We start from the raw sequence: 24,861 nt of genomic DNA on the forward strand, positions 1-24,861 counted from the left end.
TCTGCCCGGCGCGTAGCCCGTTTTGCGCTGCGCCCACGCTACTTTCCAAGGCGCGCCTCCCCAGACGTTGTTTTTTTGCGAAAATCTGCACAGAAGCATGATTTTTGTACGCGCTCGACCGTCGTTTTCACGCCGTTGTGGTGGAATGGTGAGCAGGGCTACTTGAAAGAAAAATCAGCTTTGCCCTGTATCGCTTGCGTCTGCTGTAGCTTGCCTGAGCCTGAAAAATAGTTAATTTGAATCACCGGTCTGGACATTATGTTGAGCAAGTTTAGTTTCCTCCGGCCCCATAGGGCCGCCGCACCTTGCACCGCCTTTGCCACTGCTGTTGCCGAGGGCATACCGGACGCCGTCCACACCCCACTTTTCCCGTGCATCCCATGAAAGACACTGGCGTACACCTGGCCCATGCCCAAGCGCGGCCGACTCCTGAACCTGAGCCTGATGCGCCACCGCCTGCCGGTCCGCAAAAGCGGCGCCGCACAAGGATCTGGCCGATCTTTTTGATCCTGCTGCTGGCGCTGATTGGCGCTCTGGTCTGGTTCGTGCTGCGCGAAGTACGCACCTCGGCCCTGCAGGCGGAGTTTTTCAATCGCCTCAGCCGTCAGCTGACCTACCAGGTTGAGGCGGGGCCGGCGCCTGCCGGCACCATGCACTATCCGCAGCATGGCCCGTATGACGAGCGCCTCGGTTACGCCAGCTTGCCCGACTACATCACCAAACTCAATGCGCGCGATTACGCCGTCACGGCGCAGGCGCGCATGTCGCCGAAGATGGTGCAACTGGCCGACATGGGCATTTTTGCCACCTACCACGAGAAAAACCGGGCCGGTCTGACCATCCTCGATTGCCGCGCCCAGCCTTTGTTTGCCGCCAGCTATCCGGAACGCATGTTCAATGGTTTTGACGAAGCGCCGCCTGCGCTGGTGCAAAGCCTGCTGTTCATTGAAAACCGCGAATTGCTCGATCCCGGTACGCCGCAACGCAATCCCGCCGTCGAATGGGACCGCCTGAGCAAGGCTATCCTCGACAAGGCGCTGAACCTGTTTGGCGGCCATCGCGGTGGCGGCGGCAGTACCTTGGCCACGCAAATTGAAAAATACCGCCATTCGGAAGATGGCCGCACCAGTTCCATGAAGGACAAACTGTTCCAGATGATGTCGGCCAGCCTGCGCTCTTACCAGGATGGCGAAAATACGGTCGACGCGCGGCGCAAGATCGTTCTCAATTACATCAATACGGTGCCGCTGTCGGCGAAAAGCGGTTTTGGCGAAGTCAACGGTATCGGCGACGGCATGTGGGTCTGGTATGGCCGCCCCTTCGAGGAAGTGAAAACCTTGCTCAATGCCAAGCTCGATCAGCCCGGCAGTGCGCTGGCCTACAAGGAAGCGCTGAGCTTGCTGATCGCCCAGCGCCGACCTTCGCATTATCTGGTGGCCGGTGGCGCCGACCTGGAAGTGTTGACCAACAGCCATTTGCGCCTGCTGGCGCAGGCCGGTGTGATCTCGCCGCAACTGCGCGATGCCGCCATCGCCCAGCCGCTGCACCCATCGATGGCCAGCGGCGTGCAGTCCGAAGCTGCCACCTCGTTTGTCACGCGCAAGGCCTCGAACGCCGTGCGCAATCACCTGGCCAGCATGCTGGGCGATCCGCGCCTGTATAACCTGGACCGCCTGGATTTGAACGTGGTCAGCACGCTTGATGCGCAAGCGCAAAATGCCGTCACCAAAGTGCTGCGCGAATTGCGCGACCCGGAAGTGGCGAAAGCGGCCGGCCTGACGGGCAAGGGCATGCTGGGCAATGGCGACCCGGCCAATGTGGTGTACAGCTTTACCTTGCTGCAAAAAGGCGACAAGGCCAACTTGCTGCGCGTGCAGACTGATAACTACGACCAGCCGCTCGACATCAACGAAGGCGCCAAGCTGGACCTGGGTTCCACCGCCAAGCTGCGTACCCTGGTCACGTATCTGGACATCATGGATCAGTTGCAGCAGCGCTACAGCGGCATGAACGCCGCCGAGCTGGGCAAGGTAGCGGTCGATCCGAAAGACTTGCTGTCGCAATGGGCGATTGCCTACTTCAAACCCTTGCCGCTGGGTGAAGCGCGCAACTTGCCAGCCATGCTGGCGGCCGCCATGGAACGCAAATATTCGGGCAGTCCCAATGAAGGTTTCTTCACGGGCGGCGGTTTGCATCATTTCGGCAACTTCTCCAAGCTCGACGACAGCCGCATCCTGACGGTGCAGCAAGCCTTGCGCCAGTCGACCAACCTGGTGTTCGTGCGCCTGATGCGCGACGTGGCCCGCTACTATATGTTCTCGCGCCCCGATTCATCGGCCTCGCTGCTGGCCGACGCCGACGATCCGCGCCGCGCCCAGTATCTGAGCCGTTTTGCCGACAAGGAAGGGCGCGAATTCCTGCACCGCTTCTATCAAAAGTACCGTGGCAAGAGCGTAGATGAGCAAGAGAAAGTCTTGCTGGCCAGCATACGTCCGACGCCGGTACGCCTGGCCAATATCTACCGCACCATCAATCCGCAAGGCACACTGGAAGAGTTCGGCGATTTCCTCAGCGCCAACCTGCCATCGCAAAACGAAGTGCCGCCCGAGCGCGTGGCCAAGATGTACCAGCAATACGCGATGGAAAACTGGTCGCTGGCCGACCGCGGTTATCTGGCCAATGTGCACCCGCTGGAATTGTGGATGGTGGCGTATTTGCGCCAGCACGAAGGTTCGACCCTGTCGCAGATGGTGGCGGCCAGCGAGAAGCAACGCCAGGAAGTATATAAATGGCTGTTCAATACGCACCGCAAGCATGCGCAAGACCGCCGCATCGCCAACTTGCTGGAAGTCGAAGGTTTCCTGGAAATTCACCGCCAGTGGAAAAAGATGGGTTACCCCTTCGATTCCCTGGTGCCATCGTACGCCACCACCCTGGGCGCTTCGGCCGACCGGCCAGCTGCATTGGCGGAGTTGATGGGCATCATCATCAACGATGGCGTGCGCAAACCGAGCGTGCGCATCGATTCCATGCATTTTGCCGCCGATACGCCGTACGACACCCTGGTCAAGCGCGACGCCAGGGCGAAGGCGGAGCAAGTATTGTCGCCGGACGTGGCGAAGGCGGTGGCCAAGGCGATCCGTGAAGTGGTGTCGGACGGCACGGCCAAGCGCGCGAAAACCGCCTTTATCGGCGCCGATGGCCAGCCGATACCGATGGGCGGCAAGACGGGTACCGGCGACCAGCGTTTCGATGTGTATGGCGCAGGCGGCCGGCTGATCGAGTCGCGGTATGTGAACCGCTCGGCGACGTTTGTATTCAATATCGGCGAACGCTTCTATGGCAGCATGACCGCCTATGTGCGGGGCCCGGAATCGAAGAATTATGATTTCACCAGCGCCTTGCCGGTGCAATTGCTGGTATCGCTGGCGCCCAGCCTGATGCCGCTGATCGAGCCGCCCGCCCAGAAGGACGGCGTGCTCAAGCAGTGTGGCAATTAGTTGGCCAGCTGATTAGCCGTTGAAGGCCGCCGTCTTTTCGGCCAGCAGCGCACCGTAGGCGGCAATCGCCGGATACGCGGGGCGCTGCATGGGCGTCTTCAGCCAGCGCTTGACGGACAGGCCCAGCACGATGTCGGCCAGCGTAAAGTGCTCGCCGCACACATGGGCGCCGGTTTTTTGCAGCTGCTGCTCCAGCACGCCCATCATCCTGTTCCAGCCCGCGATGCCGGCCGCCAGTTGCGCCGGGTCCTGGTGCGCCGGGCTGTGGCGTACCAGCGACATGAAGGCGTAGCGCCAGCTGTTGTTCAGCTCGCCCATCTGCCAGTCCATCCATTTTTCCACTTCGGCCCGGGCGCGGGGATGGCCTGGCAGCAAGTCGTCGCGGCCGGCACTGGCGCACAGGTAGCGGCAGATGGTGTTCGACTCCCACAGCACCAGATCATCATCGATCAGCACGGGCACCATGGCGTTGGGATTGAGGCGCAGGAAGGCCGGGTCGTCAGTGGCACGAAAGCCCGCACCCCAGTCTTCGCGCTCGAAGGGCAGATTGAGCTCGTCGCAGGTCCAGATGACTTTATGGACATTGATCGAGGCGGCTTTTCCAAGAATTTTCAACATGGCTGGCTCCGTGAGCAGTAGTTTTTTATGCCACTCTAGCGCAAGCAGGGGCGCTGTGTATGCGAAAGTGCCTTGCATAGTTGAGTTTTTCTTGGCATCGTAGCCGCCATGAAACCTATGCGCGACCAGATGTCCAAAATCCTTGCCTTCAGCCGTTTTTCCGTGCGCGATTTCCTCGCCACGGCTGGCCCCACCTTGCTGCTGATCGCCGCCGTGTGCGCGCTGGCCTACTGGCTGGTCGATCCGGCGCCGCCGCGCCATGTGACCTTGTCGACCGGACAGGAAAACAGCGCTTATGAAGAATTCGGCAAGAAATATGCGGCCGCGCTGGCGAAACACGGTATCAAGGTGACCTTGAAGCCGTCGCTGGGTTCGCAGGAAAACTTGCAGCGCTTAAATAGCGGCACGACCGATATCGCCTTCGTGCAGAGCGGCTCGACCGAACATGCGGAGGCCGAACGGCATGGCTTGATTTCGCTGGGCAGCTTGTTTACGGAACCCGTGTGGCTGTTCATGCGTGAAGACAAGGCAGTGACGGAATTGACGCAATTGAAAGGCTTGAAAATCAATCTGGGACCGGAAGGCACGGGCGTGCCCAGCCTGTTTCGCCAGTTGCTGTCAGTCAATGGTGTCGAAGCCAATGAGTTGACGGTCAGTTCCTTGCAAAATACGCCAGCCACGGTGGAGTTGCTGGAAGGGCGCATCGACGGCCTGGTGTTCAGCTCGGCGCCGGAAGCGCCGTTGATCCAGATGCTGCTGCAAACGCCGGGCATCAAGCTGTTCGACTTTTCACAGGCTGAAGCGTACACGCGGCGTTTGCCTTTCCTGACCCATGTGGTGCTGCCGCGCGGCATCGTCGACCTGGGACGCGACTTGCCGCCGCAGGATTATCAGTTGATCGCGCCGACGGCGACCCTGGTGGCGCGCGAAGATTTGCATCCGGCCCTGATCGACCTGTTCGTGCAGGCGGCAGCCAGCATCCATGGCGGCACGGGCTGGTTCCAGCAGCAGGGGCAATTTCCCTCGGCACGCTACACGGAAATTCCCGTGGCGCCGGAAGCGCTGAAGTTTTACAAGGATGGCGCCCCCGTGCTGCAGCGCTATATTAGCTTTTGGCTGGCCAATTTCTTTGACCGCATGTGGGTGCTGGTGGTGGCGCTGGGCGCCTTGATCCTGCCGCTGTCCAGGGTTGTGCCACCGCTGTATGTGTGGCGCATCCGTTCGCGCGTGTACCGCTGGTATGGCCAGTTACGCACGGTGGAGCAGGCGCTGGAAGATGTGCCCGAAGAACGGCGCGCAGAAATGTATGCGGAGCAATTGAAGCGCTTGGACCATATCGAAGAAATGGTCAACCAGATTTCGATACCCCTGTCATTTGCCGATGGCTTGTACGGCTTGCGCAGCCATATCAATTTTGTGCGCAAGCGCATCTTGTCACTGATGGGCGAGCATCCTGTCGCCGAGGCGGACGCCTTAGCCTGAAACAACTAGCTGACGTCAGACCAGTGTGACCGACAGCTTGCGCCCCACCAGTGCGGCGGCCCGCTCCAGGGTGGACAGGGTGACGTCGCTGTGAGGGTCGAGCAGGCGGTCAAGCTGCGAGCGGCTCGTCTGCAGCAGGGCGGCCATGCGCGTTTTTGACAGCGACTGCGCTTCCATCGCCTGCGTTAGTTGCCAGGCGATCACTTCCTTGACGGCCTGGGTTTGGGTTTGCTCGAAGATGCCTTCTTCTTTCAGGAAGTCGTCGAGACTGCTGCCGATATGGGTGTTTGTCGTTTCCATCACAGTTCCTTTAAACGTTTCCGGGCCAGTGCCAGATCGTCGTCTGGGGTAGTGCGGGTTTTCTTGATAAAGCCGTGTAGCGCCACCAGGCAAGTGTCATGCTGGCAAATCAGCACGCGGGCAATACGGTTGCCAGGCAGGTTGCTGCGCACTTCCGACAAACCCTGTCCCAGGTGGCGGCACAGCGGCATGCCCACGGGCCAGCGCCATTGCGCATGCATCAAGTCCTGGCCGATCACGTGGCGTTCTTCGGCAGGCAATGATTTGAGCCAGTCCCGCACGGGCTCGCCGCCATTGCCGTTGGCATAAAACAGCAGATTAATCTGCCGTAAATCGGAAGCATCCATGGCGCACCTCTACGTTGTACTATATAAAGTACATATTCGCAAGGTAAATCTGCGCCGCTATTGAAAAAAGCGGCCATGGATTGTTGTAAGCGATGTCAGGCGGGGGCGTGGCCCACCATATCAAACACGCTGCAGTTAAATTCAGCTCAGGCGCCCAGCCACGGCAGGCCGGCCTTGCACCAGCCGGCCACTTGCTTGCGGTGGCCGTCGGCATCCTTGTCCCCCTCAAAACCTTCGAGAATGTCGTAGCAGTGTGGGTAGCCGTTTTCCGTCGCCAGCTTGGCCGCATGGCGCGAGCGCACGCCTGAGCGGCACAGGAATAGCAGCACGTCATGCTTGCCGGCCTGGCTGGCCAGCTGTGCCAGGAAGTCGGGGTTGGGCAGGCCGCCCGGATAGGTGGCCCATTGCACCGCACCATGCTGGGTATCGGCGATGTCGACCCGCCCCACCCAGTCGCGCTCGGCGTTGGTGCGCACGTCGACCAGCTTGACGGCGGCGTCCAGTTGCAGCAATGCATACGCTTCCTCAGGCGTCACGGCGCCTGCGTAGGGCGTTTCTTCATAGACGCGGCTGCGGGCAGTGTTCAGGATATCGGCGGCGGTAGTCATGGCGTCCTCGATGAAAGTGGAAAGGTGTGAACGATTATAGTGCGCCGGCGATGGCATGCAACGGCGAAAAGCATATGCACCAGAATGGCACATTCCTGGGATTTTCTGGTGAAATGCACGATAATGGTGCGTTATTTGGTTTTCGCACTTGCATAGTGCATTTTTGATGCAGCACAGATGCCGCTCAAAAAAATCGCAGGATGGACAATTCCACTGTGATTTCAGCGCCTTGCCGCTGTCGGCCTGGGCCCCTCAAAAGCTGGCATGGAATCTGCTATGATCCTTGTTGAGTTTTGGTGGCACGCAATGTTTGCTTCGCTTCATCAGCCCAGACGCACTTGGTCGGCTCACCCCACATTCATTTAGGAGATACGCATGGCAATGACAGCCGCAGAAGTCTTGAAGATGGTAGAAGAAAACGAAGTCAAATTCGTTGATTTCCGCTTTGCCGACACCCGTGGTAAAGAGCAACACGTGACGGTTCCCGTGTCGCACTTCGATATGGACAAATTCGAGTCGGGCCACGCCTTTGACGGTTCTTCGATCGCTGGCTGGAAGGGTATTGAAGCGTCCGACATGATTTTGCTGCCGGATCCAAACACCGCCAATATCGACCCATTCATGGAAGAAACGACGCTGTTCATGCAGTGCGACGTGATCGAACCGTCGGACGGCAAGGGCTACGACCGCGACCCGCGCTCGATCGCGAAACGCGCCGAAGCCTACCTGAAATCGTCGGGCATGGGCGACACCGCCTACTTCGGCCCTGAGCCAGAATTCTTCATCTTCGACAGCGTGCGCTGGAAAATCGACATGTCGGGCTGCTTCGTCAAGATCGGTTCGGACGAAGGTTCCTGGTCGACCGGCAAGGACATCGAAGGCGGCAACAGCGGCCATCGTCCTACGGTCAAAGGCGGCTATTTCCCGGTGCCACCAGTGGACAGCTTCCAGGACATGCGTTCGGAAATGTGCCTGATCCTGGAATCGCTGGGCATTCCGGTCGAAGTGCACCACCATGAAGTCGCTGGCGCTGGCCAGAATGAAATCGGCACCAAGTTCTCGACCCTGGTCGAGCGCGCCGACTGGACGCAAAACCTGAAATACGTGGTCTGGAACGTGGCGCACAGCTATGGCAAGACTGCTACCTTCATGCCAAAACCTATCGTTGGCGACAACGGTTCGGGCATGCACGTACATCAATCCGTATGGAAAGATGGCAAAAACCTGTTCGCTGGCGACGGCTATGCCGGCCTGTCCGATTTCGCCCTGTACTACATCGGCGGCATCATCAAGCATGCCAAGGCACTGAACGCCATCACCAACCCAGGCACCAACTCGTACAAGCGCCTGGTACCAGGCTACGAAGCACCAGTGAAACTGGCTTACTCGGCGAAAAACCGTTCCGCCTCGATCCGTATTCCGCACGTTGCCAATCCAAAAGGCCGCCGCGTGGAAGCACGTTTCCCGGATCCACTGGCCAACCCATACCTGTGCTTCGCAGCACTGCTGATGGCCGGTCTGGACGGCGTTGCCAACAAGATCCATCCAGGCGAAGCCGCCTCGAAAGATCTGTACCATCTGCCGCCTGAGGAAGATGCACTGATCCCTACCGTCTGCGCTTCGCTGGAAGAAGCCCTCGATGCGCTGGACAAAGACCGCGAGTTCCTGACCCGTGGCGGCGTATTCAGCGATTCCATGATCGATGCTTACCTGGAACTGAAAATGCAGGACGTGCAGCGCATGCGCATGACCACGCATCCTGCCGAGTTCGATATGTACTACTCGCTGTAATGGCGGCTTGCCGGCAAGCTGCCGGTATTGCATAAGAAAACGCGGGTGAGGCGATTGGTCTTCCCCGCGTTTTTTTCGATCAGCGCCAGTGTGATGTTGTATAGTCGGCCCAGGAACGATGAACCGGGCAAGAAGAGCTGACAGGAGTAAAGATTGACGAGGCACAGCAGAATGGCTTTGGCTGCAGCATTAATGGGGATGGCGAACCTGGCCCAGGCGCAGATTTTCATGTGCACCGACGCGCAAGGCCATAAGGAATTGACCGATGTGCGGCGCAATCCTGCTTGCAAGCTGCTCGATCTGCCCGGCGCCATCACCGAACCGCCGCGCAAGACGGGACCGCTGGCCGGCTCTGCCAAGCCTGCTGCGCAAGCGGCGGGCAGCGTAGCGCCGGCGCCCGGCGCCTTTCCCCGCGTCGATGGCGCAGAACAGCGCGCGCGCGACCTGGACCGGCGCCAGATCTTGCAGGACGAATTGCGCAGCGAAGAACAAAAACTGGCGGCGCAGCGCCAGGAATTGAATGAAGGCCAGCCTGAACGCCAGGGCAACGAGCGCAACTATGCCAAGTATCAGGAACGGGTGGCGCAAATGAAAGACAATATCAACCGGACGCAGCAGAACGTCGAAGCGCTGAAACGCGAGATCGCCAATATCCGATGACGACAGAATCCCACTCCAGCCGTCCGCCCCACCTGGCCGGCCTCGATTTGCTGGCTTCGGCCGTGATCGTGCTCGATGCCGATGGCCGCATCAGCTATGCCAACGCGGCGGCGGAAAACCTGCTGGAAAGCTCCTTGAAAGCGCTGTCGCGGCAAAAGCTGACGGCGCTCTTCCTCAACCCGGACGAACTGGCCGGCATTTGCGCGCAGGCGCTCGAACATAAATTTTCCGATTTGCGCCAGGACCTGAACCTGGAGCGCCTGGGCCGCGAACCCTTGCGCGTGCACAGCATCATCAGCGCACTCGACGGTCCCTCCGATAACATCCTGATTGAATTGCGCGAAAACGTGCAGCAACTCAAACTGGACCGCGAGGAGCGCATCCTCGACCAGAGCCAGGTCAACAAGGAACTGATCCGCAACCTGGCGCATGAAATCAAGAATCCGCTGGGCGGCATCCGCGGCGCGGCCCAGTTGCTGGAGCTGGAATTGCCGGCCCTGCACCTGAGCGAGCTGCGCGAATATACCCAGGTCATCATCAAGGAAGCGGACCGTCTGCAAACCCTGGTCGACCGTTTGCTGGCGCCGCACCGGCGGCCGCACATCGTCGGCGACGTGAATATCCACGAAGTGTGCGAGCGCGTGCGCAGCCTGATCATGGCTGAATTTCCCACCGGTCTGACCATCTTGCGCGATTACGACGCCTCCATTCCCGAGTTTCGTGGCGACAAGGAGCAATTGATACAGACCGTGCTCAACATCGCCCATAACGCGGCGCAAGCCTTGTCCGAACGCATAGAAGCGGGCGATGCGGAGCTGATTTTCAAGACGCGGGTGGCGCGTCAGGTGACTTTGGCCAAGGTGCGCTACGGCCTGGCATTAGACTTGCATATCATTGACAATGGACCGGGCATCGCGCCCCAGATTCGTGACCGCATTTTCTATCCGCTGGTGTCGGGACGGGAAGGCGGCAGCGGCCTGGGGCTGACTTTGGCGCAAACCTTCGTGCAACAGCACCTGGGCGTGATCGAGTGCGAAAGCCGGCCTGGATACACCGATTTCAGGATCGTTTTACCTTTGCCATAAGCGAGGGAGTATCCCACCCATGAAATCCATTGCGGGACGCACACACTAATGAAGCCAATCTGGATAGTCGACGACGACGAATCAATCCGCTGGGTACTGGAAAAAGCCCTGGCGCGGGAAAACCTCGCCACTAAGAGTTTTGCCAATGCACGCGACGCCATCACCGCGCTGGAATTTGACACGCCGCAAGTGCTCGTGTCCGATATCCGCATGCCGGGCGCGTCCGGGCTGGAACTGTTGCAAACAGTTAAGTCACGCTTTCCAGGTTTGCCGGTGATCATTATCACGGCTTTTTCCGACCTCGATTCAGCCGTCGCGGCCTTCCAGGGCGGGGCGTTTGAATACCTGGCCAAGCCGTTTGATATCGACAAGGCGGTGGAACTGATACGCCGCGCACTCGATGAAAGCCTGCGCGAGACCAGTGTCGAGTCCGGGCCTTCGGAAACCCCGGAAATCCTGGGCCAGGCGCCCGCCATGCAGGAAGTATTTCGCGCCATCGGCCGTTTGTCGCAATCGAATGTGACGGTGCTGATCACGGGCGAATCGGGTTCCGGCAAGGAATTGGTGGCGCGCGCGCTGCACAAGCATAGCCCACGCGCCGCGCAACCGTTCATCGCCCTCAATACGGCGGCGATCCCCAAGGATTTGCTGGAATCGGAACTGTTCGGCCACGAACGGGGCGCTTTTACGGGCGCGCAGACCACGCGCCGGGGCCGCTTCGAACAGGCTGAAAACGGCACCCTGTTTTTGGATGAAATCGGCGACATGCCGTTTGACCTGCAGACGCGGCTGTTGCGCGTGCTATCCGACGGGCATTTTTACCGCGTGGGCGGACATCAGCCCATGAAGGCGAATGTGCGCGTGATTACTGCCACCCATCAAAACCTGGAACAGCGCGTGCGCGATGGTCTGTTCCGCGAAGACTTGTATCACCGCCTCAACGTGATCCGTTTGCGCTTGCCCAGTTTGAGGGAGCGGCGCGAAGATATCCCCATTTTGGTGCGTCATTTCCTGGTGCAGAGCGCGCGTCAGCTGGGCGTGGAAGCGAAGCGCATGAGCGAGTCCACCATGCAATTTCTCAGCGGCCTGGACTTGCCGGGCAATGTGCGCCAGCTGGAAAACCTGTGCAACTGGATCACCGTAATGGCGCCGGGCCAGACGGTGGAAATCAAGGACTTGCCGCTGGAATTGACGCAAGGCAAGGGCGATGGTGCGGCGCCAGCCATCTCGGGCGAGCCGGCCACAGCGCTTGCGCAGGGGCACACACAGGGTGGCCAGGTGTTCGATGTGGCCGCGCCTGCCAATGGCGCACCGCCAGGCTGGATCGGGCTGCTGGAATTGCAGGCGGCCGGCATGCTGGGCGCCGGGCAGCAGGAAGTCATGGCCGTGCTGGGTCGCCAGTTTGAATCGGCCCTGATCAAGACGGCGCTCAAGCATACGCATGGGCGCAAGAATGATGCCGCCGTGCGCCTGGGCATAGGCCGCAACACCATCACCCGCAAGATTTCGGAATTGGGCATAGACGGCGCCAAGGACGATTGATGTTGTATCCGGACGGGGCGCTCGCTCCGTCCCTCTCTGCGCATGACACACGACAAGGCACAACAATTTCCCACGATAAGGTAAGCTGACGCTTGCCGGACTGTTTCGTCCGGCCCTAATCTGAACTGTGGAACAATTGTATGCTGATTAACTGTGTAGCCTACCAGGATGGCAAAAAACTGGCGGATTTGCCGATTGCGGACATCAGCGATTACGTCGAGCGGCCCGACTGCTTCGTCTGGGTCGCCCTGCGTGACGCCACGCCCGATGAACTGGGTGAGATGCGCCACGAGTTCAATCTGCATGAACTGGCCGTGGAAGACGCGCAGCGCGGCCACCAGCGCCCAAAAATAGAAGAATATGGCGATTCGCTGTTTGCGGTGGTGAAAACCGTGGAAATGGTCGATGATGAACTGGTGCTGGGCGAAGTCGATATCTTTGTCGGCGCCAACTATGTGCTCTCCGTGCGCAGCAATAGTAGCCAAGGTTTCCTGGGTGTCCGCGCGCGCGCCGAGCGCGAGCCGCATTTGCTGCGCCAGGGTTCGGCTTTCGTGCTGTATGCACTGATGGATGCTGTCGTCGACCGTTATTTCCCGGTGCTCGACGCGCTGGAATCAGAACTGGAATTGATCGAGGACCGCATCTTTGACCGTGGCAGCGAGCGCGACAATATCGAGCGGCTGTATCAGTTGAAGCGCAAGGTGATGGTCTTGCGCCATGTGGTGTCGCCGCTGATGGAAGCGGTGGGCAAGTTGCATGGCGGCAGGGTGCCGCCTTTATGCCACGATACCCAGGAGTATTTCCGCGATGTCCACGACCATCTGGCCCGCATCAACGGCACGCTCGACACCATCCGCGACACCATCAGCACGGCGATCCAGGTCAATTTGTCGATGGTGGCCATCGATGAAAGCGAAGTAAACAAGCAATTGGCAGCCTGGGCGGCTATTTTTGCCGTGTTTACCGCCTTTGCCGGCGTCTGGGGCATGAACTTCAAGGTGATGCCGGAACTGGACTGGAAATATGGTTATCCGGTGGCGGTAGCCGTGATGTCCTGCGTTTGTGGTTATATGTACACCAAGTTCAAACGTGCTGGCTGGCTATAAAAATTTCACATGAATCTGTATTATTAAGCAATATCCGGGGGTACAATCGCGGCAGGCTCGCTATCGCGGGCCATTGATGAGGATTGCCGCGCCGGCAGTGTTGCTTGCGCTTGCCATGTTGCGCTGGAGTGTACATGAGTATTCCGCTATTCGATGTGAATTCACAGGAACCCCTGTTCGACCCTGAGCAGCGGCGTACCTTGGCGGAAGCGGCCCTGCGTTCCATCACGGCATCGACGGCGCGTGCCCGTGGCGATGATTTCCTGCGCATCCTCGTCAGGGAACTGGCCGAGGCGCTCGATGTGCATTATGTGCTCGCCGGACGCCTGGTCCGGCTGGACGATGGCAGTGACGGCGTGCGCACGCTGGCCCTGTGGGGTGGCGGCGCGTACCAGCCGAATCTGGAATACAGCTTGCGGCACACGCCGTGCGAGGATGTGACGCAGCAGAGCATGTGTTTTCATGGCTGCGATATCCAGCTGCGCTTTCCGCTCGACACGATGCTGGTCGACATGCGCGCGCAAAGCTATGTCGGCATGCCGCTGGTCGATACCGATGGCAAGACCCTGGGCATACTCTCGGCCATCGATACGCGTCCCATCGATGAAAACAAGCGTTTGCTGGCGCTATTGCTATTGTCGATTTTTTCGGCGCGCGGTGCGGCGGAACTGCAGCATCAGGAACAGACTCAGCAACTGGAAGACATCGTACGCCAGCGTACGGAGTCCTTGCTGGCGGCGCAGGCCAATCTGATCGAACAGGAGCAGATGGCCGCGCTCGGCTCGCTGGTGGCTGGTGTCTCGCATGAAGTCAATACGCCGGTCGGCGTGGCGCTGACGGCGGCCTCGAGCATGGGCAGTTATGCCGACCAGATGGTGCAGCTGCTGGGCGGCGCCAAGGTCAGCCGTGCCGAACTGATCGATCTTGCCGAAGCCTTGAAGGGCGCAGCCGCGCTGGTCGAGCGCAACCTGGCGCGGGCCGCCGAATTGATTGGCAACTTCAAGCAGCTGGCGGTGGACCAGGTCAGCGAGTACGTGGCCGACCTGGCGCTGCATGAGTATGTGCACGGCCTGGTCTCGGCGCACAGCCCCGAATTGCGCAAGGCGGCCTTGCGCGTGCAGCTCGATATCGCTCCCGATTGCCGCGTTCGCCTGGCGGCCGGCAAGCTGTCGCAAATCCTGTCGAACCTGCTGATGAACAGCGCCCGCCACGGTTATCCGCATGGCGGGCCGGGGCAGATATCCATCCGCGCGCAAATAGAGGTGGAGGAAAGTGATGGCCGGCAATGGCTGTCGCTGGAATTTGCCGACGACGGTATCGGCCTGGCGCCTGCCGTGCGCGAGCACATGTTTGAACCATTCTTCACGACCAAGCGTGGCCAGGGCGGCTCCGGCCTGGGCATGCATATCGTCTACACCATCGTGCAGCAGCTGGGCGGCCAGGTGCGCGCCACCGATGGCGCACCCGGCTGTCACATCCACATCAGGCTGCCACTGGTGGCCTGAGAGCGGGACGAAAAAAAACGCCTGGATTGCTCCAGGCGTTTTGACTTGCGGCCAGGCTATTACTGGAACTTGTAGCCAGCGGTCACGTAGACCAGGCGGCCACGTGGATCGTACTGGTTGATGTCGTAGCCAGCCTGGAATTGGTTGGTTACTGCAGTACCAATCGGCTCAGGCTGCTTGTTGAACAGGTTCTTCAAGCCCAGCGCCAGGGTCAGGTTCTTGATGCCGCGGTACGTGACGTTGGCGTCATAGATCGTTTCTGCACCGATAAACACCTTGTTGTCGTTCAAGTCATGGCCTACTTGATAGCCAGTGCGGAAGTTTTGCACCAGCGTGGTAGCCCAGGGGCCGGTGGTCCAGGTGCCAGCCAGCTGATGTTTCCAGCGCAGGATCACGCCACCGTTCTGTGCACCGATCACCGGTGTGCCGTCACCTTCAACGATGGTGCCGACTTTATGCGACACCTGGCCGCCCGGGCTGGTCTGGTCGAAGGTATCCATATAGGTACCGTTGATGGCCGCCTCCAGCCTGCCGAAGCTGAAATTATCTCTCCAGTTGGCGGACAGGTCGACACCTTGCACATTGGCATTGCCGTTGTTGGCCAGCGTTTGCCGGATGCTGACGATGTCATTGCCATTCAGGGTCACCAGGCCAGCGTAGGCCGGGTCGCCAGCGCGGAAGCGCGAGACAATTTCCTGCGCCGATGCAGTCGAGAGAATGTCGCGGATATTGATGTTGAAGAAGTCAAGACTGATACTGGCCGTATTGGTAGGCTGCCATACTGCGCCGAACGAGTATTGTTTCGATTTCTCTGGTTTCAGGTTCGGATTGCCGCCGGTTAAAGCGTTCACTTGCAGGCCGGTTTGATTGGTAGCTGGATCGTTGAACTGTTCCGAGGTACCCAGTGTTTGCGGGGTCCACAAGTCTACCAGCGTCGGTGCACGGAAACCGGTGCCATAGGAGCCGCGCAGTGCCAGTTGCTGCACTGGCCGCCATTTGAAGCTGCCTTTCCAGTTGGCCGTATTGCCGACGTCGTTGTACTTGTCGTCGCGGGCAGTCAGATTGACTTCCAGGGTTTTCAGGATCGGTACGTTCAATTCGCCGTAGCCCGAATTCACGGTGCGGCTGCGATCGATAGGCACGACGGAACCACCGAGGCCCGAAATATCGCCAGACTGATAGGCGGCGCTAGGATCGGTCACGTATTTTTCTTTGCGCGACTGCAGGCCCACGGCATATTGCGGGGTGATGCCGGCAATGGTCCAGAAGTCGCCCGTAATTTTTCCGTCAAACGCGTCGATGGTCGATTTGGCGCTCAGGTAGTTACCAGAAAAGGCAGCCGTTTGCAGCTGGGTCGCCAGGGCGCCCGTTTGCACTCCGCCGGCTGCCCATGGATTCCAGTTGCTGCCATTGATGATCTTGGCGTAGCCTACTTGCGAGAAGTAACCGGTGGTGACAGCGCTTTCCAGCTTCGATTCATTATGGCTCAATGCGACTTCATAGTCGCCAAAGCTGAGCGAACCCTTGGCGCCGACTACCAAACGTGACTGCTTGCCGGTGTCCACATTCTGGCGTGGGCCAAAATCGAACACGCGCGAGGTGATAGACAACGGTTTGCCGATCAGCGAGGTAAAGCCCTGGCTGGTCAGGTAAGGTACGGCGATCGACTGGTAGGCCGGATTGGAGGGATACAGCAGCAACGCAGGGTCTACCCCTTGTTGGGCGAATTGTCCGTCGGTCTCGAAAAAGCTGGCGCGCGCTGGCGATGGCTGGTACGTCTGGGTCACTTTGCTGTTGGAATACAGCAAGTCAGCAAACAGCTGATGGTTTTCGTTGATCTGATAACTCAGATTGCTGGTCAGATTGTACAGTTCACGATCCGGGGTCAAGCCAACGTCCGGGCCGCTGTCGTAGGCGCAATACGGGCTGCCTTTGGCGCCGTTCTGAATCGTACTCATCTTGATGGTGCTGCACTTGTCGCCGATGGCCAGCGGATTGCCGTAGCCAGAGCCGCCGCTGCTGAATCCCGCATCAGGGCCTACGCCTGGCGTAAACGAGCCCTGGATATTGCCCAGGCCGGTTGCAGTCGAGTTGTAGTAAGGCAGGCGGGTGGCGGAGGCTGAGTAAGAGCGGTCACGGCCAAACAGGGCTTTTTCTTTTTCGTAAGAGCCAGATACCACCACGCTTAATTTATCGGTATTGTAGCCGCCGGTAATCGACGCCTTGCCATTCTGTCCGCCGCCGCTGGTGGTTGGCGAACCATAGCCGCCGGTCACTTCGACGCCATCAACGTGCTTGGCCAGAATGAAGTTGACCACGCCGGCGACGGCGTCGCTGCCGTACACGCCCGATGCGCCGTCTTTCAATATCTCGACGCGTTCAATTGCCGCCAGCGGAATGGCGTTGACATTGACAGAACCACCGTCGCTGCCGGCGAAGGGAGCGAGGCGGCGTCCGTTCACCAGCACCAGGGTGCGGGTCGAACCCAGGCCGCGCAATGAGATGGACGACAGGCCACCGGTCGAGGTGCCGGCGCCGGTAGCGTTGGTGGTACCACCGGCCGAGGAGAAGGCCGAGATCGATTGCAGCAGTTCTTCCGTGCTGGTAGCGCCGGTGCGGGCGATGTCCGCTTTGCTGATGACCTGTACTGGCAGCGATGTTTCAGCATCGACGCGTTTTACCGATGAGCCGGTGATTTCCACGCGTTGTATAGGAGTGTTGTCTTGGGCAAATGCAGGTTGGATCAACAAGCCGGCACCGATCAATGCTGCACTGCCTGAGAACATCAGACGCAGTGAGCGAGATAACACAGTTTCCATGATCATTTGGTCAACTCCTGGAGGATTTAGTTAATCTAAATACAAATTAATTTATTAAGTGATAACTGAACTTCTTGCGGGGTCAGCAACTAACATTCAGTCTCTCCATGAGATCACCGGCGGTGATTGCTTGTCAAATTAGATAATTTGTATTGAGCGAAAAAAGTTTCTTGAAATAATTAAATTCGAAGAAAACAACGCAAATATGTAATATTTCAAGTGATTTTGTAACAGATGTTTCACAATCTATATCGTTACTTTTTTGATGTATTTAATGCAATAAATTTTCTAATTTGGAATTATCTTCATAGCGAGAGGCGAGGGAATGGCTGTATCAGGCAAGAAAAAAATATCAAAATAAAGATATGATAATGATACTTTTTTGTTCGTATTTGTAACAAGTACGACACACATGGAAAGGTGACGTGAAAATGAAACACATCAGCAAAGAGCTCATGTATTTGTTACATCGGAAGTGACTTGTGATTGAGTAGTGTAACTGACTATTTAGCAACTAAAATTTTATCATGCAGTAATCGCTGCACTGTTGTTTAGTTAAAACAATGCTAAGGGAAGTGGTGCCAAGAACGGCTTGCGCGCTTCCAAACCCCATGCATGGAGCCTGGATAGCGCGTATTGATGGTGTGTCAGCGAAGGATCAGGCAGAGGCGATCGACAGGGCCACCGCTTCGGCCACCTTGATGCCGTCGACGGCTGCCGACAAAATGCCGCCTGCGTAGCCAGCGCCTTCGCCAGCGGGGAACAGGCCGCGCGTGTTCAGGCTTTGCAAATCATCGTCATGGCGCTTGATGCGGATCGGCGACGAGGTGCGTGTTTCCACGCCCGTCAGCACGGCGTCGGCCTTGTAGTAACCCTTGATCTGTTTATTGAATGCCGGGAAGGCTTCACGCATGGCCGTGATCGCGTATTCGGGCAGCGAAGGCGCCAGATCCGTCAGGTGCACGGCCGGCTTGTACGAAGGCACTACGCCGCCAAATTCGGTCGAGGCACGGCCCGCCACGAAGTCGCCCACCAGCTGGCCCGGCGCATCGTAGTTGCCGCCGCCCAAGGCAAACGCGCGCTCTTCCAGTTCGCGCTGCAGGGCGATGCCGGCCAGCGGACCGCCCGGGTAGTCGGCTGGCGTAATGCCGACCACGATGGCGCTGTTGGCATTGCGTTCATTGCGCGAATACTGGCTCATGCCGTTGGTCACCAGGCGGCCTGGCTCCGAGGCGGCGGCCACCACCGTGCCGCCCGGACACATGCAGAAGCTGTACACGGAACGGCCATTGCTGGCGTGGTGCACCAGCTTGTAGTCGGCCGCGCCCAGGATCGGGTGGCCGGCGCTGGGGCCGAAACGGCAGTTGTCGATCAGGGATTGCGGGTGTTCCACGCGGAAACCAATCGAGAATGGTTTCGCCTCGATATACACGCCGCGCTGGTGCAGCATTTCAAAGGTATCGCGTGCGCTATGGCCAATCGCCAGCACCACGTGGTTGCTGGCGATGGTTTCGCCGCTGGCCAGCACCACGCCGCGCACCTGGCCACCGTCGCTGCCAGGCTCGATATGAATATCGACCACCTTGCTTTCAAAACGGTATTCGCCGCCCAGTTGTTCGATATTGGCGCGCATTTCTTCCACCATCTTGACCAGGCGGAAGGTGCCGATGTGCGGTTTGCTCACATACATGATTTCTTCGGGCGCGCCAGCCTTGACGAATTCTGTCAGCACTTTGCGGCCGTAGTGTTTCGGGTCCTTGATCTGGCTATACAGCTTGCCGTCCGAGAAGGTACCCGCGCCGCCTTCACCAAACTGCACGTTCGATTCCGGATTCAGTTCGCGCTTGCGCCAGAAACCAAAGGTATCCACCGTGCGTTCGCGCACTTGCTTGCCGCGTTCCAGGATGATCGGGCGCAAACCCATCTGCGCCAGAATCAGCGCCACGAACAGGCCGCAAGGTCCGGTGCCGATGACGATGGGGCGCGGCTGATTGCTATGGCCAGCTAATTGTTCACCGCCAGCAACGAATTTGTAGTCGGTGTCGGGAGCTGGCATTAAATGAATATCGTGTTGCAGGCGCGCCAGCACGGCCGCTTCATGCTTGACTTCAACGTGCAGCGAGTAAATCAACACCACGGCGCTGCGCTTGCGCGCGTCATAGCTGCGTTTGAAGACCGTGTAGCCGAGCAAGTCATCGGCCGTGATGCCCAGACGGGCCAGGATGGCAGCGGGCAGGGCTGCTTCGTCGTGTTCGAGAGGGAGCTTTACTTCGTTGAGTCGCAACATGATGTGTCTTTGTAAAGATATTGGGCTCCGTATCTAGCGGAGAGTCTGTGAGAGACTGCGTGGGCGGTGTCATCAGGACGATATTTTACCTGTTGCGCCGCATATTGATGAACCGCGGAGGGGCGGGGTATTGCTGGATAGCCTGGTACGGGGAGGCGGGAGCTGTCGCAGCGCAGGACTCCGTGCCGCCACGTGCAGGTGGCAATGGGGATGCCTGACAGAGCCTGCCGTGCATCGCACTGTGTGGTGCAGGCGCTCACCAACTCGGTGGTCCAGTCGATCAGACGCTGTCAAGTCGTTCAAGACCCGAAGCACGGATGATGCAGATGATAAATGACAAGAGTACAACGGCGAGTATAACTACAACCGTTTTAAAACCTATCTGTCGCTGGACTGGAGCCTGGGTGACTGGAGTGCCGCCGTTACCTCGCGTTATGCCAGCGGTGTGAAAGGCAAGTGTTACTCTGAAACCGTCGAGCGCAGCAACCCTGATGGCGAGTTGGCGGTGCCTTACATCCCGCCCCACAGCGCTCCCAAGGTCGCCAGCGCCGTCAAGCCCGCTGTTTCCGTGCGCAAAATGCGCGGGCCCATCGCCAGGCCGATGGCGCCGGCGGCCAGTGCGGCTTTTTCTTCCGCTTCCGAAAAACCGCCTTCCGGTCCCACCATCAGGGTGATCGCCTGTGGTGGCTGGTGGCGCGCCCAGTCGGCCAGTGACTGTTCCGCGCGCGGCGTCAAGATGATGCGCTTATGTAAATCTTGCTGGCTGCTCCAGCTATTGAAGTCCTGCAGCGGCGCCAGTTGCGCCAGGCGGTTACGCCCGCTCTGTTCCGAAGCGGAAACGATGATGCCTTGCCAATGAGCAAGTTTCTTTTCCGCCCGTTCGGCGGACAAGCGCACCACGCAGCGCTGCGCCGCCAGCGGTACGATGCCGGCCGCGCCCAGCTCGATGGCTTTTTCAATGATCCAGTCCATTTTTGAGGCTTCCGGCAAGGCTTGCGCCAGGGTCACCGCGTAGGGCAGTTCCGCTTCGCGCGCCACATGCGCTTGCACTTCGGCCGTCACGCTGCGCTTGGCCACTGTGACCAGGCTGGCTTGCACTTCACCGCCTTCGCCATTGAACAGGGTAATGATGTCACCGGGCGCCAGGCGCACGACTTGTATATGGTGGGCAACGGCTTCAGGCAGAGCGATAGTGGTGCCGGCGACGAGCGGCTGGGGGCAGAAAAAACGCGGCATGCAAATCCTCGACAGCGGTAAAGTGGGTAAAAGACGTGAAAGTATAGCCAGTTGGCTGGCCAGTACGCCGCAATTCTAATTTGCAGTCCCCCAGTCTGGTAAAATAGTTGACTACAGAAAGCAGCCGGCTTCCTTGTCTGCGCTGCTGCAAACGAATTCCAAACTCGCGACTGACCCACATCATCATGACAACTACGCTCCCGACTACCAAAATGGCCAATGCGATCCGCGCACTGGCAATGGACGCTGTACAAAAGGCTAATTCCGGCCATCCTGGCATGCCGATGGGCATGGCCGAGATCGCAGTTGCCTTGTGGAGTGGTCATTATCGCCACAATCCCGCCAATCCAAAATGGCAAAACCGCGACCGTTTCCTGCTGTCGAACGGCCACGGCTCGATGCTGCACTACGCTTTGCTGCACTTGACCGGCTACGACCTGTCGATGGACGACATCAAGGCCTTCCGCCAGATGCATTCGAAAACCCCGGGCCACCCGGAAGTCGATATCACGCCAGGCGTGGAAACGACCACCGGCCCGCTGGGCCAGGGCATCGCCAATGCCGTCGGCATGGCTCTGTCGGAACAATTGCTGGCCGCTGAATTTAACAAGCCTGGCCACGACATCGTCAACCACTACACCTATGCATTCCTGGGCGACGGTTGCCTGATGGAAGGTATTTCGCACGAAGTATGCGCGCTGGCCGGCACCCTGGGCTTGAACAAGCTGATCGCCCTGTACGACGACAACGGCATTTCCATCGACGGTAAAGTCGAAGGCTGGTTCACCGACGACACCCCGGGCCGTTTCGAAGCTTATGGCTGGAACGTGATCCGCGCTGTCGACGGCCATGACGTTGCCGCCATCTCGGCTGCCATCGCCGCTGCAAAAGCCGCGACCAAGCCAACCTTGATCTGCTGCAAGACCATCATCGGCAAGGGTTCGCCCAATCTGCAAGGCGGCGACAAGGTGCACGGCGCCGCGCTGGGCGACAAGGAAATTGCTGCCGTACGCGAATACATCGGCTGGGACGCCGCGCCATTTGAAATTCCAGCCGACGTGTATGGCGCCTGGGATGCGAAAGAGCAGGGCGCCCTGCTGGAAAAAGACTGGAACGAGCGTTTTGCCGCTTACAGCCGTGAGTTCCCGCAGCAAGCCGCTGAACTGAACCGCCGCATGAAGGGCGAGTTGCCAGAAGCATTTGAAGCGGCCTTGAGCGCTGCCATCGCTTCCTGCGTGGAAAAGAAAGAAAATATCGCGACCCGCAAGGCCAGTCAGAACGCCATCCAGGCACTGGCTTCGTCGCTGCCGGAATTCCTGGGCGGCTCGGCCGACCTGACCGGTTCGAACCTGACCAACTGGAAAGAGTGCGTGGCCGTGCGTTCGGGCCAGCCTGGCAACCATATCAACTACGGCGTGCGTGAATTTGGCATGAGCGCCATCATGAACGGCATCACCTTGCACGGTGGTTACATTCCGTTCGGCGCCACCTTCCTGACGTTCTCCGACTACAGCCGCAATGCCCTGCGCATGGCCGCCCTGATGAAGCTGCGTTCGATCTTCGTGTTCACCCACGATTCGATCGGCCTGGGCGAAGACGGCCCGACCCATCAATCGGTCGAGCACGTTTCGTCGATGCGTTTGATTCCTAACCTGGACAACTGGCGTCCATGCGACACCGTCGAGTCGGCTGCTGCCTGGGGCGCTGCCGTGCGCCGCAAGGATGGCCCGTCGACCCTGATCTTCTCGCGCCAGAACCTGCCATATCAAGAACGCAGCAGCGAGCAGATCGAAAACATTTACCGCGGTGGTTATGTGCTCAATGACGTGCTTGACGCCAAAGCCATCCTGATCGCCACCGGTTCCGAAGTGGAACTGGCTGTGGCTGCCGCCAGCGCGCTCGCTTCCGAAGGCATCGCTGTCCGCGTGGTATCGATGCCGTCGACCGACGTGTATGACCGCCAGGACGCGGCCTACAAGGCCAGCGTCTTGACCAAAGGTGTGCCACGCGTGGCGATTGAAGCCGGCGTGACCAGCTTCTGGTACAAATATGTGGGCCTGGAAGGCGCCGTGGTCGGTATCGATACCTTCGGTGAATCGGCCCCGGCTGGCGTGCTGTTCAAGCATTTCGGCTTCACGGTCGACAACGTCGTGGCCAAGGTCAAGGCTGTCATCGCCGGCTAATTGATTTAGTAGCAAGTTCCTGCCGCCAGCGCCCCGCAGATGGGCGCGGCGGCACGCATTTTTTGAATGTGTTCAGTTTTTTTTCTATCAGGAGCAGAGTATGACGATCAAAGTTGCAATCAACGGCTACGGCCGCATCGGCCGTAATGTATTGCGCGCTTTCTACGAAGGCGGCAAGAAACAAGATATCCAGATCGTTGCCATCAACGACCTGGGCGACGCCAAGTCGAACGCCCACCTGACCCGCTACGACACTGCCCACGGCAAGTTCCCAGGCACCGTCACGGTCGAAGGCGACAACATGATCGTGAATGGCGATCCGATCCGCGTGTTTGCACAACGCAATCCTGCTGAAATTCCGTGGGGCGAGCTGGGCGTGGACGTGGTGCTCGAGTGCACCGGCTTCTTCACCACCAAAGAAAAGGCTTCGGCCCACCTGAAAGGCGGCGCCAAGAAAGTCATCATTTCCGCACCAGGCGGCAAGGATGTGGACGCTACCGTCGTATTCGGCGTCAACCACTCGGTACTGAAATCGACCGACACGGTCATTTCGAATGCTTCGTGCACCACCAATTGCCTGGCACCGCTGGTCAAACCGTTGAACGACGCCATCGGCATCGAAACCGGCCTGATGACCACCGTGCACGCCTACACCAACGACCAGGTATTGTCCGACGTGATGCATGAAGACCTGCGCCGCGCCCGTTCGGCCACCATGAGCATGATCCCGACCAAGACCGGCGCCGCCGCTGCGGTTGGCCTGGTGCTGCCTGAGCTGAACGGCAAACTGGACGGTTTCGCGATTCGCGTGCCGACCATCAACGTGTCGCTGGTCGACCTGTCCTTCATCGCCAAGCGTGACACCACCGTGGAAGAAGTCAATGCCCTGATGAAGTCCGCTTCGGAAGGCGCGCTGGAAGGCATTTTGACGTACCAGACCGAACCGCTGGTATCGATCGACTTCAACCATAACCCGGCTTCGTCGAACTTCGATTCGACCCTGACCAAAGTGTCGGGCCGTCTGGTGAAAGTATCGTCGTGGTACGACAATGAGTGGGGTTTCTCGAACCGCATGCTCGACACCACCGTTGCACTGATGTCTGCCAAGTAATTTCCGGCAATTGCTGAACACGCCCTGCGGGGCGCGATGCCGCCCTGGCTTGTAGCCGGGGCGGCTTTTTTTATGCCTTGAATTTTGTAGCCGCGGAGCACAATTTTTACCATTTTCCGGCAAGCCTACCCTGTGCTTCCCCGCCTGTTTTTATCCCTCTGCTTGCCACAGACGTCGGTTCCAAGATGTAACAGTGTCTTACATTTGCTTACATCTGTAGGTAAAATATGGTGGTTAATAAGTAATCATTGTAGTCCTGTCTCCTCGCAGGAGCACAGCCCCACCCCCCGTTCCCCGGCATTGCCATGTCAGCATGCGGTGCGACATCCAATAATTTTCTCTCGCGATACAACATTCTTCCTCATAGGTAAATCCCTTGGCGGAAATTATTTATACAGTTGAATTTTATTTGTCATAAATGAAAAATAATCCAATTTAATATTTCAAAATATGCAATTTATTAAGATGTATATCGTCAAGTCGTTTTATTGCAACATTTAATAACATTTGTAACAAAGTCTGATTTCTTACATGCATAATTAATTTTCTTGCAGTGATGACATATTGCATAAAAAGTATTTGTTTCCTATGTCTGCCGCATCTGTCATTGACTGCTTGAGTTGAATTTTAAATAATAAAATTATGTATATAAAAAAGCAAAAAAGGGAAGAGTAATGTTCT

Annotated in this window: 17 protein-coding genes; 10 read left to right on the forward strand and 7 right to left on the reverse strand. The window is 58.4% G+C overall.

From position 1 onward, the window contains the following. The first annotated feature begins 380 nt into the window (after positions 1-380). Positions 381-3,500, forward strand: coding sequence for a transglycosylase domain-containing protein (locus HDE72_RS05825; protein ID WP_183737878.1), 3,120 nt, complete (start codon positions 381-383; stop codon positions 3,498-3,500). Positions 3,501-3,512: 12 nt separating this feature from the next. On the opposite strand, the gene HDE72_RS05830 is transcribed toward HDE72_RS05825, so the two are convergent. Then, positions 3,513-4,118: a glutathione S-transferase family protein gene (locus HDE72_RS05830; protein ID WP_183737880.1), complete on the reverse strand. Its 606-nt coding sequence runs from the start codon at positions 4,116-4,118 to the stop codon at positions 3,513-3,515. 129 nt (positions 4,119-4,247) lie between these two features. Between HDE72_RS05830 and HDE72_RS05835 the strand changes: the two genes are divergently transcribed. Continuing rightward, positions 4,248-5,600 (forward strand): TAXI family TRAP transporter solute-binding subunit, encoded by a 1,353-nt coding sequence (locus HDE72_RS05835; RefSeq protein ID WP_183737882.1) that lies wholly within the window; start codon positions 4,248-4,250, stop codon positions 5,598-5,600. Between the two features lie 15 nt (positions 5,601-5,615). Here HDE72_RS05835 and HDE72_RS05840 read toward each other — a convergent pair whose 3' ends face one another. The 3 genes from HDE72_RS05840 to HDE72_RS05850 form a co-directional block, all read right to left on the reverse strand. Next, entirely contained in the window at positions 5,616-5,900 is a 285-nt protein-coding gene (locus HDE72_RS05840) for an XRE family transcriptional regulator (protein WP_183737884.1), read from the reverse strand. Further along, positions 5,900-6,247 (reverse strand): type II toxin-antitoxin system RelE/ParE family toxin, encoded by a 348-nt coding sequence (locus HDE72_RS05845; protein WP_183737886.1) that lies wholly within the window; start codon positions 6,245-6,247, stop codon positions 5,900-5,902. The genes HDE72_RS05840 and HDE72_RS05845 overlap by 1 nt, the downstream gene beginning before the upstream one ends. A 146-nt stretch (positions 6,248-6,393) precedes the next feature. After that, complete coding sequence (locus HDE72_RS05850; RefSeq protein WP_183737888.1) at positions 6,394-6,855, reverse strand: rhodanese-like domain-containing protein; 462 nt, start codon at positions 6,853-6,855, stop codon at positions 6,394-6,396. Between the two features lie 375 nt (positions 6,856-7,230). On the opposite strand from HDE72_RS05850, the gene glnA reads away from it, so the two are divergent. The 6 genes from glnA (at position 7,231) to HDE72_RS05880 (ending at position 14,544) form a co-directional block, all read left to right on the forward strand. Next, entirely contained in the window at positions 7,231-8,646 is a 1,416-nt protein-coding gene (glnA, locus tag HDE72_RS05855; RefSeq protein ID WP_029496182.1) for a type I glutamate--ammonia ligase, read from the forward strand. A 192-nt stretch (positions 8,647-8,838) separates the two neighbouring features. Further along, positions 8,839-9,306, forward strand: a complete 468-nt coding sequence (locus HDE72_RS05860) for a DUF4124 domain-containing protein (RefSeq protein ID WP_260176530.1) — start codon at positions 8,839-8,841, stop codon at positions 9,304-9,306. Then, positions 9,303-10,391, forward strand: coding sequence for a nitrogen regulation protein NR(II) (gene glnL / locus HDE72_RS05865; protein WP_183737892.1), 1,089 nt, complete (start codon positions 9,303-9,305; stop codon positions 10,389-10,391). Before HDE72_RS05860 ends, glnL begins: the two co-directional genes overlap by 4 nt. A 48-nt stretch (positions 10,392-10,439) precedes the next feature. Then, on the forward strand, positions 10,440-11,933 hold the full coding sequence (gene ntrC, locus HDE72_RS05870; RefSeq protein WP_183737894.1) for a nitrogen regulation protein NR(I): 1,494 nt from the start codon (positions 10,440-10,442) through the stop codon (positions 11,931-11,933). 140 nt (positions 11,934-12,073) lie between these two features. Then, positions 12,074-13,039: a magnesium/cobalt transporter CorA gene (corA, locus tag HDE72_RS05875; protein ID WP_183680921.1), complete on the forward strand. Its 966-nt coding sequence runs from the start codon at positions 12,074-12,076 to the stop codon at positions 13,037-13,039. Between the two features lie 134 nt (positions 13,040-13,173). Continuing rightward, positions 13,174-14,544: a GAF domain-containing sensor histidine kinase gene (locus HDE72_RS05880; RefSeq protein WP_183737896.1), complete on the forward strand. Its 1,371-nt coding sequence runs from the start codon at positions 13,174-13,176 to the stop codon at positions 14,542-14,544. Positions 14,545-14,603: 59 nt separating this feature from the next. On the opposite strand, the gene HDE72_RS05885 is transcribed toward HDE72_RS05880, so the two are convergent. The 3 genes from HDE72_RS05885 to HDE72_RS05895 form a co-directional block, all read right to left on the reverse strand. Further along, the gene (locus HDE72_RS05885; RefSeq protein WP_183737897.1) at positions 14,604-17,369 is read right to left on the reverse strand and encodes a TonB-dependent receptor; all 2,766 of its coding nucleotides are present in this window, start codon (positions 17,367-17,369) and stop codon (positions 14,604-14,606) included. Positions 17,370-18,021: 652 nt separating this feature from the next. Then, positions 18,022-19,650: an NAD(P)/FAD-dependent oxidoreductase gene (locus tag HDE72_RS05890; protein WP_183737899.1), complete on the reverse strand. Its 1,629-nt coding sequence runs from the start codon at positions 19,648-19,650 to the stop codon at positions 18,022-18,024. A gap of 510 nt (positions 19,651-20,160) precedes the next feature. Then, positions 20,161-20,886, reverse strand: a complete 726-nt coding sequence (locus HDE72_RS05895; RefSeq protein ID WP_183737901.1) for a 16S rRNA (uracil(1498)-N(3))-methyltransferase — start codon at positions 20,884-20,886, stop codon at positions 20,161-20,163. Positions 20,887-21,071: 185 nt separating this feature from the next. Here HDE72_RS05895 and tkt point away from each other — a divergent pair, with 185 nt between their 5' ends. Further along, a complete protein-coding gene (gene tkt, locus HDE72_RS05900; protein ID WP_183737903.1) occupies positions 21,072-23,069 on the forward strand; it encodes a transketolase in 1,998 nt (665 codons plus the stop codon). Between the two features lie 100 nt (positions 23,070-23,169). After that, positions 23,170-24,180 carry a type I glyceraldehyde-3-phosphate dehydrogenase gene (gene gap / locus HDE72_RS05905; RefSeq protein ID WP_046685413.1) on the forward strand — a complete coding sequence of 337 codons (1,011 nt, stop codon included), beginning with the start codon at positions 23,170-23,172 and terminating at the stop codon, positions 24,178-24,180. Positions 24,181-24,861 lie beyond the last annotated feature (681 nt).

Origin of the sequence: Janthinobacterium saanense (assembly GCF_014200675.1) — a bacterium.
Lineage (GTDB): Bacteria > Pseudomonadota > Gammaproteobacteria > Burkholderiales > Burkholderiaceae_D > Janthinobacterium.

Bases quoted from the DNA above. Each gene is read 5' to 3' on its own strand.
- HDE72_RS05825 (WP_183737878.1), top strand. From the start codon at position 381: ATGAAAGACACTGGCGTACACCTGGCCCATGCCCAAGCGCGGCCGACT.
- HDE72_RS05830 (WP_183737880.1), bottom strand. From the start codon at position 4,118: ATGTTGAAAATTCTTGGAAAAGCCGCCTCGATCAATGTCCATAAAGTC.
- HDE72_RS05835 (WP_183737882.1), top strand. From the start codon at position 4,248: ATGTCCAAAATCCTTGCCTTCAGCCGTTTTTCCGTGCGCGATTTCCTC.
- HDE72_RS05840 (WP_183737884.1), bottom strand. From the start codon at position 5,900: ATGGAAACGACAAACACCCATATCGGCAGCAGTCTCGACGACTTCCTG.
- HDE72_RS05845 (WP_183737886.1), bottom strand. From the start codon at position 6,247: ATGGATGCTTCCGATTTACGGCAGATTAATCTGCTGTTTTATGCCAAC.
- HDE72_RS05850 (WP_183737888.1), bottom strand. From the start codon at position 6,855: ATGACTACCGCCGCCGATATCCTGAACACTGCCCGCAGCCGCGTCTAT.
- glnA (WP_029496182.1), top strand. From the start codon at position 7,231: ATGGCAATGACAGCCGCAGAAGTCTTGAAGATGGTAGAAGAAAACGAA.
- HDE72_RS05860 (WP_260176530.1), top strand. From the start codon at position 8,839: ATGGGGATGGCGAACCTGGCCCAGGCGCAGATTTTCATGTGCACCGAC.
- glnL (WP_183737892.1), top strand. From the start codon at position 9,303: ATGACGACAGAATCCCACTCCAGCCGTCCGCCCCACCTGGCCGGCCTC.
- ntrC (WP_183737894.1), top strand. From the start codon at position 10,440: ATGAAGCCAATCTGGATAGTCGACGACGACGAATCAATCCGCTGGGTA.
- corA (WP_183680921.1), top strand. From the start codon at position 12,074: ATGCTGATTAACTGTGTAGCCTACCAGGATGGCAAAAAACTGGCGGAT.
- HDE72_RS05880 (WP_183737896.1), top strand. From the start codon at position 13,174: ATGAGTATTCCGCTATTCGATGTGAATTCACAGGAACCCCTGTTCGAC.
- HDE72_RS05885 (WP_183737897.1), bottom strand. From the start codon at position 17,369: ATGATCATGGAAACTGTGTTATCTCGCTCACTGCGTCTGATGTTCTCA.
- HDE72_RS05890 (WP_183737899.1), bottom strand. From the start codon at position 19,650: ATGTTGCGACTCAACGAAGTAAAGCTCCCTCTCGAACACGACGAAGCA.
- HDE72_RS05895 (WP_183737901.1), bottom strand. From the start codon at position 20,886: ATGCCGCGTTTTTTCTGCCCCCAGCCGCTCGTCGCCGGCACCACTATC.
- tkt (WP_183737903.1), top strand. From the start codon at position 21,072: ATGACAACTACGCTCCCGACTACCAAAATGGCCAATGCGATCCGCGCA.
- gap (WP_046685413.1), top strand. From the start codon at position 23,170: ATGACGATCAAAGTTGCAATCAACGGCTACGGCCGCATCGGCCGTAAT.